At 30.4% G+C, this 15,876-nt stretch carries 29 protein-coding genes; all 29 read left to right on the top strand.

Annotated features, from left to right (window positions below):
• Positions 1–7: 7 nt before the first annotated feature.
• The gene (gene rpsC, locus EQF90_RS06705; RefSeq protein ID WP_134711537.1) at positions 8–730 is read left to right on the top strand and encodes a 30S ribosomal protein S3; all 723 of its coding nucleotides are present in this window, start codon (positions 8–10) and stop codon (positions 728–730) included.
• 48 nt (positions 731–778) lie between these two features.
• Entirely contained in the window at positions 779–1,213 is a 435-nt protein-coding gene (rplP, locus tag EQF90_RS06700; RefSeq protein WP_134711536.1) for a 50S ribosomal protein L16, read from the top strand.
• Positions 1,213–1,419, top strand: coding sequence for a 50S ribosomal protein L29 (rpmC, locus tag EQF90_RS06695; RefSeq protein WP_134711535.1), 207 nt, complete (start codon positions 1,213–1,215; stop codon positions 1,417–1,419). The genes rplP and rpmC overlap by 1 nt, the downstream gene beginning before the upstream one ends.
• Before the next feature lies 1 nt (position 1,420).
• Positions 1,421–1,675 carry a 30S ribosomal protein S17 gene (gene rpsQ, locus EQF90_RS06690; RefSeq protein ID WP_134711534.1) on the top strand — a complete coding sequence of 85 codons (255 nt, stop codon included), beginning with the start codon at positions 1,421–1,423 and terminating at the stop codon, positions 1,673–1,675.
• 27 nt (positions 1,676–1,702) lie between these two features.
• Positions 1,703–2,071 (top strand): 50S ribosomal protein L14, encoded by a 369-nt coding sequence (gene rplN, locus EQF90_RS06685; protein ID WP_134711533.1) that lies wholly within the window; start codon positions 1,703–1,705, stop codon positions 2,069–2,071.
• A gap of 10 nt (positions 2,072–2,081) precedes the next feature.
• Entirely contained in the window at positions 2,082–2,393 is a 312-nt protein-coding gene (rplX, locus tag EQF90_RS06680; protein ID WP_134711532.1) for a 50S ribosomal protein L24, read from the top strand.
• Positions 2,394–2,405: 12 nt separating this feature from the next.
• Positions 2,406–2,948, top strand: coding sequence for a 50S ribosomal protein L5 (gene rplE / locus EQF90_RS06675; protein WP_134711531.1), 543 nt, complete (start codon positions 2,406–2,408; stop codon positions 2,946–2,948).
• A 13-nt stretch (positions 2,949–2,961) separates the two neighbouring features.
• Entirely contained in the window at positions 2,962–3,147 is a 186-nt protein-coding gene (locus tag EQF90_RS06670) for a type Z 30S ribosomal protein S14 (protein WP_005398628.1), read from the top strand.
• A gap of 17 nt (positions 3,148–3,164) precedes the next feature.
• A complete protein-coding gene (rpsH, locus tag EQF90_RS06665; RefSeq protein ID WP_134711530.1) occupies positions 3,165–3,557 on the top strand; it encodes a 30S ribosomal protein S8 in 393 nt (130 codons plus the stop codon).
• Positions 3,558–3,578: 21 nt separating this feature from the next.
• On the top strand, positions 3,579–4,115 hold the full coding sequence (rplF, locus tag EQF90_RS06660; protein WP_134711529.1) for a 50S ribosomal protein L6: 537 nt from the start codon (positions 3,579–3,581) through the stop codon (positions 4,113–4,115).
• A gap of 12 nt (positions 4,116–4,127) precedes the next feature.
• Positions 4,128–4,490, top strand: coding sequence for a 50S ribosomal protein L18 (rplR, locus tag EQF90_RS06655; RefSeq protein ID WP_280633468.1), 363 nt, complete (start codon positions 4,128–4,130; stop codon positions 4,488–4,490).
• A gap of 12 nt (positions 4,491–4,502) precedes the next feature.
• The gene (gene rpsE, locus EQF90_RS06650) at positions 4,503–5,006 is read left to right on the top strand and encodes a 30S ribosomal protein S5 (protein WP_134711528.1); all 504 of its coding nucleotides are present in this window, start codon (positions 4,503–4,505) and stop codon (positions 5,004–5,006) included.
• A 9-nt stretch (positions 5,007–5,015) separates the two neighbouring features.
• Positions 5,016–5,198: a 50S ribosomal protein L30 gene (rpmD, locus tag EQF90_RS06645; RefSeq protein WP_134711527.1), complete on the top strand. Its 183-nt coding sequence runs from the start codon at positions 5,016–5,018 to the stop codon at positions 5,196–5,198.
• Between the two features lie 10 nt (positions 5,199–5,208).
• Positions 5,209–5,658, top strand: coding sequence for a 50S ribosomal protein L15 (gene rplO, locus EQF90_RS06640; protein ID WP_134711526.1), 450 nt, complete (start codon positions 5,209–5,211; stop codon positions 5,656–5,658).
• A gap of 1 nt (position 5,659) precedes the next feature.
• Positions 5,660–6,943, top strand: a complete 1,284-nt coding sequence (secY, locus tag EQF90_RS06635; RefSeq protein ID WP_134711525.1) for a preprotein translocase subunit SecY — start codon at positions 5,660–5,662, stop codon at positions 6,941–6,943.
• Positions 6,944–6,953: 10 nt separating this feature from the next.
• Positions 6,954–7,595 carry an adenylate kinase gene (locus EQF90_RS06630; RefSeq protein WP_134711524.1) on the top strand — a complete coding sequence of 214 codons (642 nt, stop codon included), beginning with the start codon at positions 6,954–6,956 and terminating at the stop codon, positions 7,593–7,595.
• A 5-nt stretch (positions 7,596–7,600) separates the two neighbouring features.
• Complete coding sequence (locus EQF90_RS06625; protein ID WP_134711523.1) at positions 7,601–7,894, top strand: KOW domain-containing RNA-binding protein; 294 nt, start codon at positions 7,601–7,603, stop codon at positions 7,892–7,894.
• A 3-nt stretch (positions 7,895–7,897) separates the two neighbouring features.
• Positions 7,898–8,116, top strand: coding sequence for a translation initiation factor IF-1 (gene infA, locus EQF90_RS06620; protein WP_134711522.1), 219 nt, complete (start codon positions 7,898–7,900; stop codon positions 8,114–8,116).
• Positions 8,117–8,125: 9 nt separating this feature from the next.
• The gene (gene rpmJ, locus EQF90_RS06615) at positions 8,126–8,239 is read left to right on the top strand and encodes a 50S ribosomal protein L36 (RefSeq protein WP_005398614.1); all 114 of its coding nucleotides are present in this window, start codon (positions 8,126–8,128) and stop codon (positions 8,237–8,239) included.
• A 12-nt stretch (positions 8,240–8,251) separates the two neighbouring features.
• Positions 8,252–8,596, top strand: coding sequence for a 30S ribosomal protein S13 (rpsM, locus tag EQF90_RS06610; RefSeq protein ID WP_134711521.1), 345 nt, complete (start codon positions 8,252–8,254; stop codon positions 8,594–8,596).
• Between the two features lie 10 nt (positions 8,597–8,606).
• Positions 8,607–9,017, top strand: a complete 411-nt coding sequence (gene rpsK, locus EQF90_RS06605; protein ID WP_134711520.1) for a 30S ribosomal protein S11 — start codon at positions 8,607–8,609, stop codon at positions 9,015–9,017.
• A 16-nt stretch (positions 9,018–9,033) separates the two neighbouring features.
• The gene (gene rpsD, locus EQF90_RS06600; RefSeq protein ID WP_134711519.1) at positions 9,034–9,621 is read left to right on the top strand and encodes a 30S ribosomal protein S4; all 588 of its coding nucleotides are present in this window, start codon (positions 9,034–9,036) and stop codon (positions 9,619–9,621) included.
• Positions 9,622–9,647: 26 nt separating this feature from the next.
• Entirely contained in the window at positions 9,648–10,619 is a 972-nt protein-coding gene (locus EQF90_RS06595; RefSeq protein ID WP_134711518.1) for a DNA-directed RNA polymerase subunit alpha, read from the top strand.
• Between the two features lie 12 nt (positions 10,620–10,631).
• On the top strand, positions 10,632–10,973 hold the full coding sequence (rplQ, locus tag EQF90_RS06590) for a 50S ribosomal protein L17 (RefSeq protein WP_134711517.1): 342 nt from the start codon (positions 10,632–10,634) through the stop codon (positions 10,971–10,973).
• Positions 10,974–11,084: 111 nt separating this feature from the next.
• The gene (locus EQF90_RS06585) at positions 11,085–12,527 is read left to right on the top strand and encodes a L,D-transpeptidase family protein (RefSeq protein WP_167604073.1); all 1,443 of its coding nucleotides are present in this window, start codon (positions 11,085–11,087) and stop codon (positions 12,525–12,527) included.
• Entirely contained in the window at positions 12,527–13,333 is an 807-nt protein-coding gene (locus tag EQF90_RS06580) for an energy-coupling factor transporter ATPase (protein WP_134711515.1), read from the top strand. Before EQF90_RS06585 ends, EQF90_RS06580 begins: the two co-directional genes overlap by 1 nt.
• Positions 13,330–14,190, top strand: a complete 861-nt coding sequence (locus EQF90_RS06575) for an energy-coupling factor transporter ATPase (protein WP_134711514.1) — start codon at positions 13,330–13,332, stop codon at positions 14,188–14,190. Before EQF90_RS06580 ends, EQF90_RS06575 begins: the two co-directional genes overlap by 4 nt.
• Positions 14,183–14,980: an energy-coupling factor transporter transmembrane component T family protein gene (locus EQF90_RS06570; protein ID WP_134711513.1), complete on the top strand. Its 798-nt coding sequence runs from the start codon at positions 14,183–14,185 to the stop codon at positions 14,978–14,980. Before EQF90_RS06575 ends, EQF90_RS06570 begins: the two co-directional genes overlap by 8 nt.
• The gene (truA, locus tag EQF90_RS06565) at positions 14,977–15,705 is read left to right on the top strand and encodes a tRNA pseudouridine(38-40) synthase TruA (protein WP_134711512.1); all 729 of its coding nucleotides are present in this window, start codon (positions 14,977–14,979) and stop codon (positions 15,703–15,705) included. The genes EQF90_RS06570 and truA overlap by 4 nt, the downstream gene beginning before the upstream one ends.
• Positions 15,706–15,876: the final 171 nt, after the last annotated feature.

Below are 15,876 nucleotides of genomic sequence, written 5' to 3'. Positions count from 1 at the left end.
GGAATGTATGGGTCAAAAAGTTAATCCACATGGTATGAGAGTTGGGATTATTAAAGATTGGAATTCCAAATGGTTTGCAGATAAAAAAGATTTCGGAAAATTATTAGCAGAAGATAATAAAATTAGAAAATATATTAAAAAAGAACAATATCAATCAGGAGTTTCTAAAGTTGATATTGAAAGAACATTAAATAAAGTGAAAGTTACAGTTTACACAGCTAAACCTGGTATGATTATTGGTAAAGGTGGTGCTGGAGTAGAAGACTTAAAAGTTGCTATTGAAAAAATGACAGGAAAACAAGTAATTGTTAATGTCGAAGAAGTAAAAAATACAGGTGTTAATGCTCAATTACAAGCAGAAAAAATTGCAAGTGATTTAGAAAGAAGAATTACATTCAGAAGAGCTATGAAACAAGCAATCCAAACAACAATGAAATCAGGAGCAAAAGGTATTAAAACTCAAGTTTCCGGTAGATTAGGTGGAGCAGATATGGCTAGAACAGAAGGATATTCGGAAGGTAATATTCCTCTACAAACATTAAGAGCTGATATCGATTATGGATTTGCAGAAGCAGATACAACATACGGAAAATTAGGTGTTAAAGTTTGGATTTATAAAGGTGAAATCTTACCAGGACAAAAAGCTGTAGAAGAAGTTAAACCACAAAATTCAAAAAATAACAACAGAAATTCTAAAAATAGAAATAGAAAAGAAAAAAACAATAGATAAGAGAATTTACGCTCCAATTATTTTTAATTGGTAGAAGGAGGATAAATTATGCTAATGCCTAAAAGAGTAAAGCGTCGTAGAGTTCATAGAGGCAGAATGAAAGGTAACGCTCAAAGAGGTAACCAACTTGCATATGGTGATTATGGTTTACAAGCATTAGAACCACACTGGATAACTTCAAATCAAATTGAAGCAGCCAGAAGAGCTATGACAAGATATATTAAAAGAGGTGGTAATATCTGGATTAAGATATTTCCAGATAAACCAGTTACAAAAAAACCTGCAGAAGTAAGAATGGGTTCCGGTAAAGGTGCTCCTGAATATTGGGTAGCAGTTGTTAAACCGGGAAGAATTATGTTTGAAATGGGTGGAGTTGCTGAAGACGTAGCTAGAGAAGCTATGAGACTTGCAAGTGCAAAATTACCTATTAAAACAAAATTTGTTACTCGTGCAAGTTCTGGAGAAAGCGAGGGAAATAAATAATGAAAGCTACAGAAATAAGAAAATTATCTGATAAAGAACTTAATAATAAATTACTTAGCTTAAAAGAAGAGTTATTTAACTTAAGATTCCAAGCAGCTACAGGACAAATTGAAAGTATGAGTTCAATCGGAAAAATTAAACAAGATATAGCAAGAGTAAAAACAATCATAACAGAAAGAAAATTAAACTTAAATAAGGAGGCTTAATATGGAAAGAAATAATAGAAGAACCATTATCGGTTTAGTAGTATCTGATAAAATGGATAAGACTATTTCAGTAGAAGTATCAAAGTCTGTTAAGCATCCAATTTATAAGAAATTTGTAACAAGAAGTAAAAAAGTAAAAGCACATGACGAAAATAATGTTGCTAATATAGGCGACAAAGTTCTATTAATGGAAACAAGACCTTTATCAAAAACAAAAAGATTTAGACTTGTTGAAGTATTAGAACAAGCTAAATAACTTTTATTTCTGGAAAGGAGAATTTGAATGATTCAAGCAGAAACACGTATGAGAGTTGCAGATAATTCAGGTGCAAAAGAACTACTAGTTATAAAAGTATTAGGCGGATCAAAAAGAAAATACGCTAACATTGGTGACGTAGTAGTATGTTCAGTTAAAAGTGCTACTCCAGGTGGAGTTGTAAAAAAAGGTGCAGTTGTTAAAGCAGTTATCGTTAGAACAGTAAGTGGTATTGATAGAGAAGATGGTTCATACATCAAATTTGATGACAACGCTGCAGTTATCGTGAAAGATGATAAAAACCCAGCTGGTACACGTATTTTTGGACCTGTAACAAGAGAACTTAGAGCAAATGGATTTATGAAAATAATATCATTGGCTCCGGAAGTTTTATAAGGAGGCTAAAATGCATATTAAGACTGGTGATAAAGTACAAGTTATTAAAGGTAAAGATAAAGGTAAAGTTGGTAAAGTATTAGAAGCATTACCAAAGAAAAATAGAGTTGTTGTTGAAGGTGTTAATGTTCAAATTAAACATAAAAAACCTACACAAGCCGGACAACAAGGTGGAATTATTGAAACCGAAGGTGCAATTCACGCATCAAACGTTTTATTATTTGATGAAAAATTAGGCAGAGGTGTTAGAACAAGAACAGAAATCGTTGACGGAAAGAAAGTTCGTGTTTCAACAAAATCTGGTAATAAGTTAGACAAGTAGGAAGGAGAAACAATGGCTTCAAGATTAAAAGAATTATATAAAAATGAAGTTTTACCTGCGTTAGTAAAAGAGTTTGAATATAAAAATGTTATGCAGGCTCCAAAACTTGAAAAAATAATAGTAAACATTGGTTTAGGTGAAGCTAAAGATAATGTAAAACTATTAGAATCAGCTGTAGAAGAATTGAGAACAATTACAGGACAACATCCAGTAATTACAAAAGCTAAAAAATCAATTTCTAACTTTAAGCTACGTGAAGGACAATCAATCGGATGTAAAGTAACTTTACGTGGAAAAAGAATGGAAGACTTTTTTGATAAATTAGTTAATATTGCATTACCTAGAGTTAGAGACTTTAGAGGTGTTTCATCAACATCATTTGATGGTAGAGGAAATTATGCTTTAGGTATTAAAGAACAATTAATTTTCCCAGAAATCGTATTTGATAAAATTGAACAAATAAGAGGAATGGATATAATTGTTGTAACTACTGCTGAAACTGATGAAGAAGGTAGAGCATTACTAGCAAAATTAGGTATGCCCTTTAAGAAGTAAGTAAGGAGATAATATGGCTAAAAAGTCAATGATTGCAAAACAACAAAGAAAACAAAAATTCTCAACAAGAGAATACACAAGATGTAGTCTATGTGGTAGACCACATTCAGTATTAAAAAAATATGGAATTTGTCGTATATGTTTTAGAGAACTTGCATACAAGGGTGAAATACCTGGTGTGAAAAAATCAAGTTGGTAAGAGGGAGGTATATACTTATGATGACTGATCCAATAGCAGATATGCTATCAAGAATTAGAAACGGTAATTTAGCAAAACACAAATCAGTAGAAGTTCCAGCATCTAATATTAAAAAAGACCTTGCTCAAATTTTATTAGACGAAGGATATATTAAAGGTTTTTACGTAACAGAAGATGATAAACAAGGAATTATTACAATTGACTTAAAATATGTTGATGAACAAAGAGTAATTTCAGGATTAAAGAGAATTTCAAAACCTGGACGTAGAGTATATGTTGCAGCACAAGATATACCTCAAGTATTGAACGGTTTAGGTACTGCAATAGTTTCTACATCAAAGGGAATGATGACAGATAAAAAAGCAAGACAAGAAAATGTAGGTGGCGAAGTAATCTGCTACGTTTGGTAGTATTTCAACAAGGAGGAAGATATGTCAAGAATTGGATTAAAACCAATAGAAATCCCTGCTGGTGTTGAAATTAAATTTAACGATGGACTAGTAGAAGTAAAAGGTCCTAAAGGAAATTTAACACAAGAAGTAGGCAGAGGATTCGAATTAGAATTTGAAGAAAATCAAGTAACAGTAAAAAGACCTTCAGAATCAAAACAACATAGATCATTGCACGGATTATACAGAACATTAATCGCAAACATGATTATAGGGGTAACTGAAGGATATAAAAAACAATTAGAAATAATTGGTACTGGATATAGAGCACAAAAACAAGGTAATAAGTTAAACTTAAGCTTAGGTTTTTCACACCCTGTAATTTTAGAAGATCCAGAAGGAATAACAACTGAAGTACCTAATGAAAGAGTTATTATTGTTAGTGGTATCGACAAACAGTTAGTTGGTAACTACACTGCAAAAATAAGAGCATTTAGATCACCAGAACCATATAAAGGAAAAGGTATTAAATACTCTGACGAATACATTAGAAGAAAAGTTGGTAAGACTGGTAAATAGGAGGGAGTGATTATGTCAAAATTCAGTAAAAAAGAAAATAGAAAAGCTAGACATTTAAGAGTTAGAAAAAAACTTAGTGGTACTCCTGACAAACCAAGACTAAATATGTATAAGAGTAATGCTAACATCTATGCTCAAATTATTGATGATGTTAATGGAGTAACTTTAGTAAGTGCTTCAACATTAGACAAAGAATTAAAAGGTGAAAATGTAGGGGCAAATATTGAATCAGCTAAAAAAGTTGGAGCATTAGTTGCAAAACGTGCATTAGAAAAAGGTATAGAAAAAGTAGTATTCGATAGATCAGGTTATATATATCACGGCAAAGTAAAAGAACTAGCAGAATCAGCAAGAGAAGCTGGTTTGAAATTTTAGTCGGGAGGAAACATGAGAAAAGATAAAAAACAAAACTTATCAGAATATGAAGAAAAAGTTGTTGATATCGCTAGAGTTACTAAAGTAGCTAAAGGTGGTAGAACAATGAGATTTTCAGCATTAGTAGTTGTTGGAAACAGAAAAGGCTCTGTAGGAGTTGGTATGGGTAAAGCAAATGAAGTACCAGAAGCTATCAGAAAAGGTGTTGAAGATGCAAAGAAAAATGCTGTAAATATTAATGTAGTTAACGGAACAATTCCTCACGAAATTTACGGGGCTAAAGGTGCTGGTTTAGTACTGTTAAAACCTGCTAAAGAAGGGGTTGGTGTTATCGCTGGTGGTCCAGTTCGTGCCGTATGTGAATTAGCTGGTATAACAAATATTCGTGCTAAATCATTAGGTTCATCAAATGCTAAGAGTGTTGTTAACGCAACAATAGCTGGATTAAAAGCAATCAAGACAGTTGAAGAAGTAGCTAAACTTCGTGGTAAAAGTGTTGATGAAATACTAAACTAGGAGGATAAAATGGCTAAATTAGAAATAAAACTTATTAAAAGTAAAATCGGTAGATTAGAAAAACATATTAGAACTGTTGAAGCATTAGGGTTAAGAAGAATTGGACAAACTGTAGTTAAAGAAGCAACACCAGCTATATTAGGTATGGTTAAGTCAATTGACTTTATGCTTGAAGTTAAAGAAGTGAAATAGGAGGTGTACGATGAAATTACATGATTTAAGACCGGCACCAGGTGGAGAAGTTAAGAGAAAGAAAAGAGTTGGACGTGGTCACGCTTCAGGATGGGGAAAGACATCTGGACGTGGACAAAAAGGACAAAAGGCTAGATCAGGTGGTGGCGTAAGACCAGGATTTGAAGGTGGCCAAATGCCTTTATTCCAAAGATTACCAAAAAGAGGTTTTACAAATAATTTTGCAAAACAATATGGTGAAGTTAACTTATCTCAATTGAATAGATTTGAAGAAGGAACAGAAATAACACCAGAATTATTATTTGAAGCTGGATTAGTAAAAAGAGCAAAAGCTAAAGACGGTATTAAGATTTTGGGTTCTGGAGAATTAGAAAAGAAACTAGTTGTTAAATCCCATAAGTTTACTAAATCTGCAGAAGAGAAAATTAATTCTCTAGGGGGAAGGGCAGAGGTGATTTAAGATGTTTAGAACATTTGCAAATGCCTGGAAAATTGAAGATTTAAGAAAAAAATTAATTTTTACATTATTGATGTTAGTTGTATTCAGATTAGGTAATGTTTTGCCATTACCTTTTGTTGACATCAAAATTGTTAAACAAATCTATTCTGGAGCAGCAGGTTCAATACTTGGAATACTTAACCAAATAACTGGTGGTGGACTAGCAAGTTTATCAGTATTTGCTTTAGGGGTTGGACCATATATTACATCATCAATTGTTGTTCAATTGTTAACATTCGCAATTCCTCAATTGGAAGAATTATCAAAACAAGGTGAACAAGGAAGAAAGAAAATTCAAAAAATAACAAAAGTTTTAGGATTAGTGTTAGCAATTTTACAAGCATACGGTATCGTTATTGGTATTTTTAGTACAGTATTTACTGCTCAAGGATTTTTACCTAAATTTATTGTAATTACCGCATTAGTTGCCGGTTCACAATTTATCGTATGGATTGGTGAAATGATTACAGAACATGGTATTGGTAACGGTGTTTCTATGATAATTTTCTTAGGAATAATTTCAAGATTACCGGATTCAATTATTGGATGGGTAAGAACATTATTATCAGGACAATTTTCACAAGTATGGTGGAAAGCATTAATTCTGTTAGTAATAACATTATTATCAGTAGTATTTGTAGTTTTACTAACACAAGGTGAAAGAAGAATTCCAGTACAATACGCTAAAAGAGTTGTTGGTAGAAAAATGTACGGTGGATCATCGACTCATATTCCAATTAAGGTTAATATGAGTGGTGTTATGCCTGTAATTTTTGCTTCATCATTATTAGCATTACCTCAAACAATAGCATTGATAACTGGTGGTGGATTTGCAAGTTTCGTACAAAAGTATTTGAATTCAAATTCAACTATAAGTGTATTGACGTTAGTTGTTGTACAATTTTTACTAGTTATAGTATTTGCATACTTCTATAATTCAATACAATTTAACCCATATGAATATTCAAAAAATTTACAACAAAATGGTGGATTTATTCCAGGTATTAGACCTGGGAAACCAACCACAGACTTTTTAGCAAAAATAGTAAGCAGAATTACATTAATAGGGGCTTTAGGATTAGGTATTATTGCCGCTGCACCAAGATTATTTGGACATTTTATGGGTATTGCATTAATGTTAGGTGGTACATCAATAATTATCGCTGTTGGTGTAATTATTGAGACTGAAAAACAATTAGAAGCAATGATGCAAATGAGACATTATAAAGGTTTCTTAAATAAATAAGGGGAAAGTTATGATATTAATATTATTAGGACCTCCGGGAGCTGGTAAGGGATCCCAAGCTACAAAAATCATTAATAATTTTGGAGTAACACATATTTCAACGGGAGATATATTCAGAAAAAATATTAAAGAAGAAACAGAACTTGGATTAAAAGTTAAAGAGATAATCGCATCAGGTTCTTTGGTATCTGATGAATTAACAAATGAATTAGTATTTGATCGTTTATCTAATGAAACCTTAAATGCTGGATTTATGTTAGATGGGTATCCTAGAAATATTAATCAAGCAAAAGCTTTGGACGAATGGTTGTCAAAAAATAGTAGAGAGCTTACAAAAGTTATTTATATAGATGCAGATATAGAAGTTTTAATTTCAAGAATATCTGGAAGAAGAGTATGTAAAAACTGTGGAGCAACATATCATGTTACAAATCTTCCTCCAAAAGTTGAGGGAATATGTGATGTTTGTGGTTCACAATTAGTTCAAAGACCAGATGACAATGAAGAAACCGCTAGACAAAGAATAGAAATATATGAAGAACAAACTTCACCATTGATTAATTATTACGAAAAAGTTGGTAAATTACAAAAATTTAATGGTAATAATGAAATTGATGAAGTTTATGTAGAAATAGAAAATTCTCTGAAGTAATTCATATGAGCTTAACGAAAAAAAATAGATGTGAATTTGTTTTGGGTCAGCTTTGTGTATCAAAGCAGGGACGTGACAAAGGAAAAGTATATATCGTGTATGAGTTTGTAGATGAGGATTATATTCTATTAGTTAATGGAAAAGATAAAAAAATCAATAATCCAAAAAAGAAGAATAAAAAACATTTACAAATAGTAAATCAAAGTATTGAAGATTTTGAAAAATTAAAATCTATTGATAAAATTGATGACTTGTTAATTAAAAGAAATATTAAATTGAAATTACAGGAGGAAGCTTAATCTATGTCAAATAAAGAAGTAATAGAAGTTTCAGGTAAGATAAAGGAAGCTTTACCAAATACAATATTTATTGTAGAACTTGAAAACGGACATGAAATACAAGCTCACATTTCAGGAAAATTAAGAATGAATTATATAAGAATTCTTCCGGGTGACGAGGTTACAGTTGAAATGTCACCTTACGATCTAACCAAGGGAAGAATTACTTGGAGAAAGAAATAGGGGGATTTTATGAAAGTAAGACCATCAGTAAAAAAAATGTGTGAAAAATGTAAAATTATCAGAAGAAAAGGTAAAGTAATGGTAATTTGCGAAAATCCAAAACACAAACAAAAGCAAGGTTAAGGAGGCAGGACTTTGGCAAGAATATCAGGCGTTGATCTACCAAGAGAAAAAAGAGTAGAAATTGGATTAACATATATCTTCGGAATTGGTAGAGCAAGATCAAATAAAATATTATCTGATGCTGGAGTAAATCCTGACACAAGAGTTAAGGATCTTACAGAAAGCGAATTATCAGCAATTAGAGATCAAATTGAAAAGTATACACTTGAAGGAGATCTAAGAAGAGATATTAGTATGAATATTAAAAGACTTCGTGAAATTAACAGTTATAGAGGACGTAGACATAAAATGAATCTACCTGTTAGAGGTCAAAATACTAAAAATAATTCAAGAACTCGTAAAGGTAAGAAAAAATAGGGGGTAGAATTTGGCAAAAGCAACTAAAAATGCACGTGGCAAACAAACTCGTGTAAGAAAAAGAGATAGAAAGCAAATAGAAAGAGGCCAAGCTCATATCAATTCAACATTCAACAATACAATGGTTATGTTAACAGATATGAATGGTAATGCTATTTCTTGGGCATCAGCTGGTCAATTAGGATTTAAAGGTTCTAGAAAATCTACTCCATTTGCTGCACAACAAGCAGCTGAAGAAGCAGCTAAAAAAGCTATGGAACATGGTTTAAAAACTGTAGAAGTTTTTGTTAAAGGACCAGGATCAGGAAGAGAGTCAGCAATAAGAGCTTTACAAACTGTAGGTTTAACAATCAACAGAATTAAAGACGTAACTCCAATACCTCACAATGGTTGTAGACCACCAAAGAAGAGAAGAGTATAGGGGGAGGATTTAAGATATGGCAAGATATAAAGGACCGGTACTTAAAAGAGCTAGAGCATTAGGATTAGCACCACAAGTATTAGGAATTAATAAAAAATCAAATAAAAATCCTGGAAAAGGAAAAAACAAATTAAGTGAATATGGATTACAATTAAAAGAAAAACAAAAAGCTAAATTTGTTTACGGAATTTTAGAAAAACAATTTAGAAAAGTATATAAGACAGCTGAAAAGATGTCTGGTATTACAGGTGAAAATCTTTTACAATTATTAGAATTAAGATTTGACAATGTTGTTTACAGAATGGGATTTGCTAAAACTAGAAATGAAGCAAAACAATTGATTTCACACGGACATTTCTTAGTAAATGGAAGCAAAGTTGATATTCCTTCATATAGATTAGCACAAGGTGATGTAATTACTGTAAGAGAAAAATCAAGAAGAAATGGAATATTTAAATATACAGAAGATAAAGTATGGAATCAAGCTAAATGGGTTAGCGTTGATACAGAAAAATTAGAAGGAAAAGTAGAATCTAATCCAAATAGAGAAGATATTGATTTTGAAATAAATGAACAATTAATAGTTGAGTTGTATTCAAGATAATAGTTTAAAGCACAGGAGGCAAATCCGTGATAGAAAAGCTAAATACAAAGATTGAAATTTTAGAAATAAACGAAGAAAAAAATCTAGGTCGTTTCGTAATCTCTCCATTAGAAAGGGGTTACGGGACAACTTTGGGAAATAGTATGAGAAGAGTACTATTGTCTTCACTACCAGGATCAGCAATATCAAGTATTAAGTTTGATGAAGGTGTATTACATGAATTTACAACAGTAAAGGGTGTAATAGAGGATGTTCCGGAAATAATTTTAAATATAAAAGGAATAGCCATAAAAAAACTTTCGAATAACAACGAACCAATTAATTTAAGATTAGATGTTGAAGGACCAAAAATTGTAACAGCCGGAGATATAACAGGCGATTCTGATTTAGAAATAGTAAATAAAGATCATTATATTGCAACAATTAATGATGAAGGATCTATACATATGGATTTAACTGTTGTAGATGGTACAGGATATTCTGTAGCTGAACAACATAAAATGGAAAATGCTCCAATTGGATTAATTTCTATAGATTCATCATTCACACCGGTAACAAAGGTTAACTTTATTGTTGAAAAAACAAGGGTTGGTCAAATAATTGATTTTGATAAATTAATATTAGAAGTTACAACAAATGGTACAATTACACCTCAGGAAGCTGTTGCTGATGGCTCAAAAATCTTAATTAATTATTTAAACTTCTTTACAGAATTACCAAATATTGATCAAGAAGTTGTAGTAACTGAAGACGATGAAGAAGATAATGAAGATGAAACTCAACAATTACTAAGCTTAACAATAGAAGAACTTGATTTAAATTTAAGAGCATTTAATTGCTTGAAGAGAGCAGGTTTGAATACAGTAGAACAAATACTTGAAGTTCCAATGGATCAACTAGCTAAAATTAAAAATTTTGGTAAAAAGTCATTTGTTGAAGTTAAGGAAAAAATTGAAAGTTTAGGACTAAGATTATTAGATGATAATGAGGATGAGTAATTAGGAGGCATTATGTCAAATTTAAGAAAATTAGGTAGAAGAACTGACCACCGTAATGCAATGTTAAGAAACCTTGTTCAATCACTTTTAGAAAATGGTAGAATCCAAACATCAGTAACAAGAGCTAAAGAAGCTCAAAGAATTGCTGATAAAATGATTACATTAGCTAAAAGAGGTGACTTACATGCAAGACGTCAAGCGTTAGCTTATATCTATAAAACAGATGTTGTAAAAAAATTATTTGACGAATATGGTCCACAATATAAAGAAAGAAATGGTGGATATACAAGAGTATTAAAACTTGGACCAAGAAGAGGGGATGCTACAGAAATGGCAATCCTAGAATTAGTTTAATAAATTTTATAATGTATGGGCAGAGTATTCTGTCCTTTTTTTATATTTAAGAGTAATTGTTTAAATAAAACTTTTGTGGTAATATATATTAGTATAGGTATGGAGGGAAAAATGAAAAATAAAAAACATTTATTATATATATTTATTTCATTTATAATTATTTATCTAATAGGAGTATTTATTTTTAGCGAATTTTCTTATCCAGGTACCAAAATAAATGGAAATAACAAAAGTTTTGTGTTGTTAAATAACTTATTTAAAAATGAAGAAAATAGCAATTTAAAATCTAAATTGCAGATTGAGGGTAGAAATAATAAAAAATTGGATATCAGATATTCTGATATTGAACTTAATAAAAAAATAAAAAAGGTTAATAATGCCCCTAATCAAAACGCCTTAATTTGGCCAATTGATATTTTTAAAAGTCATAATTATAGTGTAGAGTATGATGTTGTTTATAATAAAAAAGCATTAGAAAATATATTAAAATCATCAGATTTTAAAAAAAATACGATAAATCCTGTTGATGCTAAAATTGAATATAATGGAAAAGATTATATTGTTACTGATCATAAATTGGGAGATAATTTAAATATTGATAAAACAATTTTATCCATAAATGATGCATTAGTTAAAGGAAAAAATAAGCTTATTCTTGATAAAGAGTATATTAATCCAAAATTATTATCTGATTCTAAACAAATTAAAGAAGATTTAAATAAAATAAAGAAAATTGCGAAATTAAATTACTTATTTGATTTTGAAGATAGAAAATTTGAATTAAAAGGTAAAGATATTTTTGAAATGTATAATGTAGAGAATGGAAAATATGTTTTAGACAAAGAAAAAATAGAAAAATACGTAATTAAAATAGCTAGACAAACAAATACTTATGCTAAAGAACATAAATTTAAGGCTACTGGATTGGGAGAAATTACTGTTCCGGGAGGAATTTATGGATGGAAAATGGATGTAGATAAGACCGTCGAAAATCTTATCAAAATGATAGGTGCAAATGAGGGTGGTAGAGTTAAAATTGTATATGAGATGGAAGCAATGCATAGAGGAAAAGATGATATAGGAAATACATATATAGAAATAGATCTTTCCAGACAACATATGTGGTTTTATAAAGATGGAAAACTTTTAGTTGATACGGATATAATATCTGGTGATGCAAGATCAAGAAATGCCACTACTCCAACAGGTGTAAACAAAATATGGTCTAAAGAAAGAGGAAAGAAACTTGTAGGCTCAAATGCTATTACCGGAGAGGATTATGTATATCCTGTTGAATATTGGATGCCGGTTGGTTGGACTGGCTCAGGTATACATGATACAAGTACAAGAGAAGAATATGGTGGAAGTATATATAAAACATGGGGAAGTAGTTCATGTATAAATACACCACCGGCTGCTATGAAAAAAATATTTGAAAATGTACCAATTAATACTGCTGTAGTTATATATGAAAGTAGTACAAATTTATCACCAACAGAGTTTGAAAAGCAAGAAATGATTAGAAAAGGTGAAGCTAAGGCGGATGTAGATTAATGATAGAGATTAAAAATTTAAATTTTAAATATAGTGATGATGAAGAATATGTTTTAAAAAATATAAATTTAAATATAAAAAAGGGCGAGTTTGTGTCTATTTTAGGGAGAAATGGATCAGGTAAATCAACATTAGCAAAATTATTAAATGCACAAATATTACCTGTTGAAGGAGATGTTATTATTGATGAAGATAACACAAAAACATCAGATATATGGAAAATACGTGAGAAAGTAGGAATGGTTTTTCAAAATCCTGATAATCAGATTGTTGCTACTGTTGTTGAAGAAGATGTGGCATTTGGACCGGAAAATCTTGGAATACCAAATCCTGAATTAAGGCATAGAGTTGATGAATCCTTGAATGCTGTTGGTATGTATAAATACAGAAAACATGCTCCTCATATGCTATCAGGCGGACAAAAACAACGTGTTGCAATAGCAGGGGTTTTGGCGATGAAACCCGAGATTGTTGTATTTGATGAACCCACATCAATGCTTGATCCTACGGGAAGAAAAGATGTAATGAATCATGCATTAAAACTAAATAAAGAAGAGAAAAAGACGGTGATTAATATTACACATTATATGGATGAGGCCGTATTATCTGATAGAGTTGTAGTGATTGATAGAGGAAATATAGTTTTGGATGGTAGTCCAAGAGAAGTATTTAGTCATGTTGAAAAAATTAAAAGCTATGGGTTAGACGTTCCTCAGGTAACAGAATTGGCTTATTTATTAAATAAATCAGGAATAAATATTTCTAGTGATATTTTAACAATTGATGAGTTGGTAGATGCTTTATGAGTATAGAATTAAAAAATGTAAAATACAAATATAATTCATCCGATGATAAGTATGCATTGGATGATGTTAATTTAAAAATAAATAAAAATGAATTTATTGGAGTTATTGGGCATACCGGATCCGGTAAATCTACAATGGTACAATTATTTAATGGGTTAATTTATCCTACAGAAGGTACAGTTAATGTTGATGGAGAAGATGTATCAGAATCTAATAAATCAAATTTAAAGCAAGTAAGACAAAAAGTAGGTTTAGTTTTTCAATATCCGGAATATCAATTATTTGAAGAGACTATAGCTTTAGATATAGCATTTGGACCTAAAAATTTAAATTTACCTGAAGAAGAAGTGCAAAAAAGGGTAAAAGAATCTATGAAATTAGTAGGTTTGGATTATGAAAAATATAAAGATGAATCTCCATTTGACCTATCTGGAGGACAAAAAAGAAGAGTTGCCATAGCATCTATCTTAGCAATGCAACCAAGATATTTAATTTTGGATGAACCTACTGCAGGATTAGATCCACAAGGAAGAGATGAAATTTTAGGGGAATTAAGAAAAATTTATGAATCAGATGATGAACTTACAGTTGTTGTGGTATCACATTCTATGGAGGATATTGCAAAAATTGCAGATAGAGTTATAGTAATGTCTGATGGTAAAGTTTTTGATGACAATATCCCGGAAATTATATATAGCAATGGAGAAAAATTAGAAAATATAGGACTTGATATTCCTCAGATAACGAAAGTAACGAGTTTATTAAAAGATAAGGGTTATAATTTTGATAAAACAATTATAAATGTAAAAGATGCATATGAAATATTGTTAAAACAGCTAGGAGGTAAAGATGAATAATTCACCACTAGGGCAATATGTTCCGGGAGATACAATTGTTCATAAATTAGATCCTAGAATTAAGATTATTTTAGTATTTATGTACATGATTACATTGTTTTTGATTAATAATTTAATCTATTATATTCCAATGTTTTTATTTGTATATTTAACTATTAAAATTGCAAACCTAAGCTTTATTAGCATATTAAAATCACTAAAATCTATAATATTTATTTTAGTTTTTACAACTATAATTCATATATTTTCTACTCCGGGAAGAGAATTATTTGGATTTATAGGTCTAACTATTACTTGGGAAGGCATAGAAAGAGCGATATATATAGGCGTTAGACTTATACTTTTAGTAATCGGTACATCATATTTAACTTTAACAACTAGTACAACTAAATTAACAGATGGAATAGAAGCTTTATTAAGTCCTTTAAAAATTGTAAAGTTTCCGGCACATGAGATGGCAATGATGATATCTATTGCCTTGAGATTTATTCCTACGTTATTTTATGAAGCAAATAAAATAAGAAAAGCTCAATTAGCAAGGGGAGCGGAATTTGATTCAGGAAATATAATGAAAAAAGCTAAAAGCATGATACCATTATTAGTGCCATTATTTATCAATTCATTTAGAAGAGCTAAAGAATTAGCTATTGCAATGGAATCCAGAGGGTATAGAGGATCTGAAGGGCGTACAAGATTGAATCCATTAAAGTTAAAAAAAATGGACTATATTGTATTTGCAATTGTAGCTATATTTTTTGTTTCTTTGGTTGTAGCGGGAATGTTTTTATGAAAAATATAAAGTTGACAGTAGCTTATGATGGCTCAAATTTTAACGGTTTTCAAATTCAACCAGATGTAAGAACTGTACAAGGAGAGCTTGAAAAAGCTTTGAAAAGATTAAACAAAGAGGAAATATCAATTATTTCAGCGGGTAGAACAGATGCCGGAGTACATGCTACAATGCATGTATCAAATTTTTTAACAAATTCAGTATTACCGGCAGAAGCATATAAATTTAAATTAAAAAAATATTTACCATCTGATATATCAATTATTGAATCGAAAGAGGTTAAAAAAGATTTTCACTCTAGATTTGATGCTAAATCGAAAAAATATAGATATGTAATCTGCAATTCGAAAGTTTTCTATCCACATCAAAGGAATTATAAACTTCATATAAAGCATGATTTAGATATAAATAATATGAAATTAGCTGCAAATTTATTAAAAGGAGAACATGATTTTTCAGCATTTATGAAGTTGGGGCAAGATAAAAATCCTGTAAGAAATATTACAAACATTGAAATTTATAGATTAGATGAGGATATTATTTTAGAATTTGAAGCTCAATCTTTTTTACATAATCAAATAAGAATTATGGTTGGATTGCTGATAGATATAGGTAGAGGGTTTAGAGAAGTAAATTATGTAAATGAAATTTTTGAAAAAAAAATTGAAAGAGCCGCAAAAACTTATGGACCACAAGGATTATATTTAGTAGAAATAAAATACTAAATAATTTGACAAATAGTGATAAAAACTATATAATATATAGGTATTTAAAGAGAATCTTGATTCTTTTTAGATATCTACGATCTAAAATCGCAGCGTCGATGTGCGATAAAGAAATCGTCGAATGTACAAAATCGCCACCTCATTTGGCGAGTTCTAAATTAATGAGGCTAG

This window comes from Helcococcus ovis (assembly GCF_004524775.2).
GTDB classification, from domain to species: domain Bacteria; phylum Bacillota; class Clostridia; order Tissierellales; family Peptoniphilaceae; genus Helcococcus; species Helcococcus ovis.
This window is presented reverse-complemented; position numbering and strand designations above follow the sequence as displayed.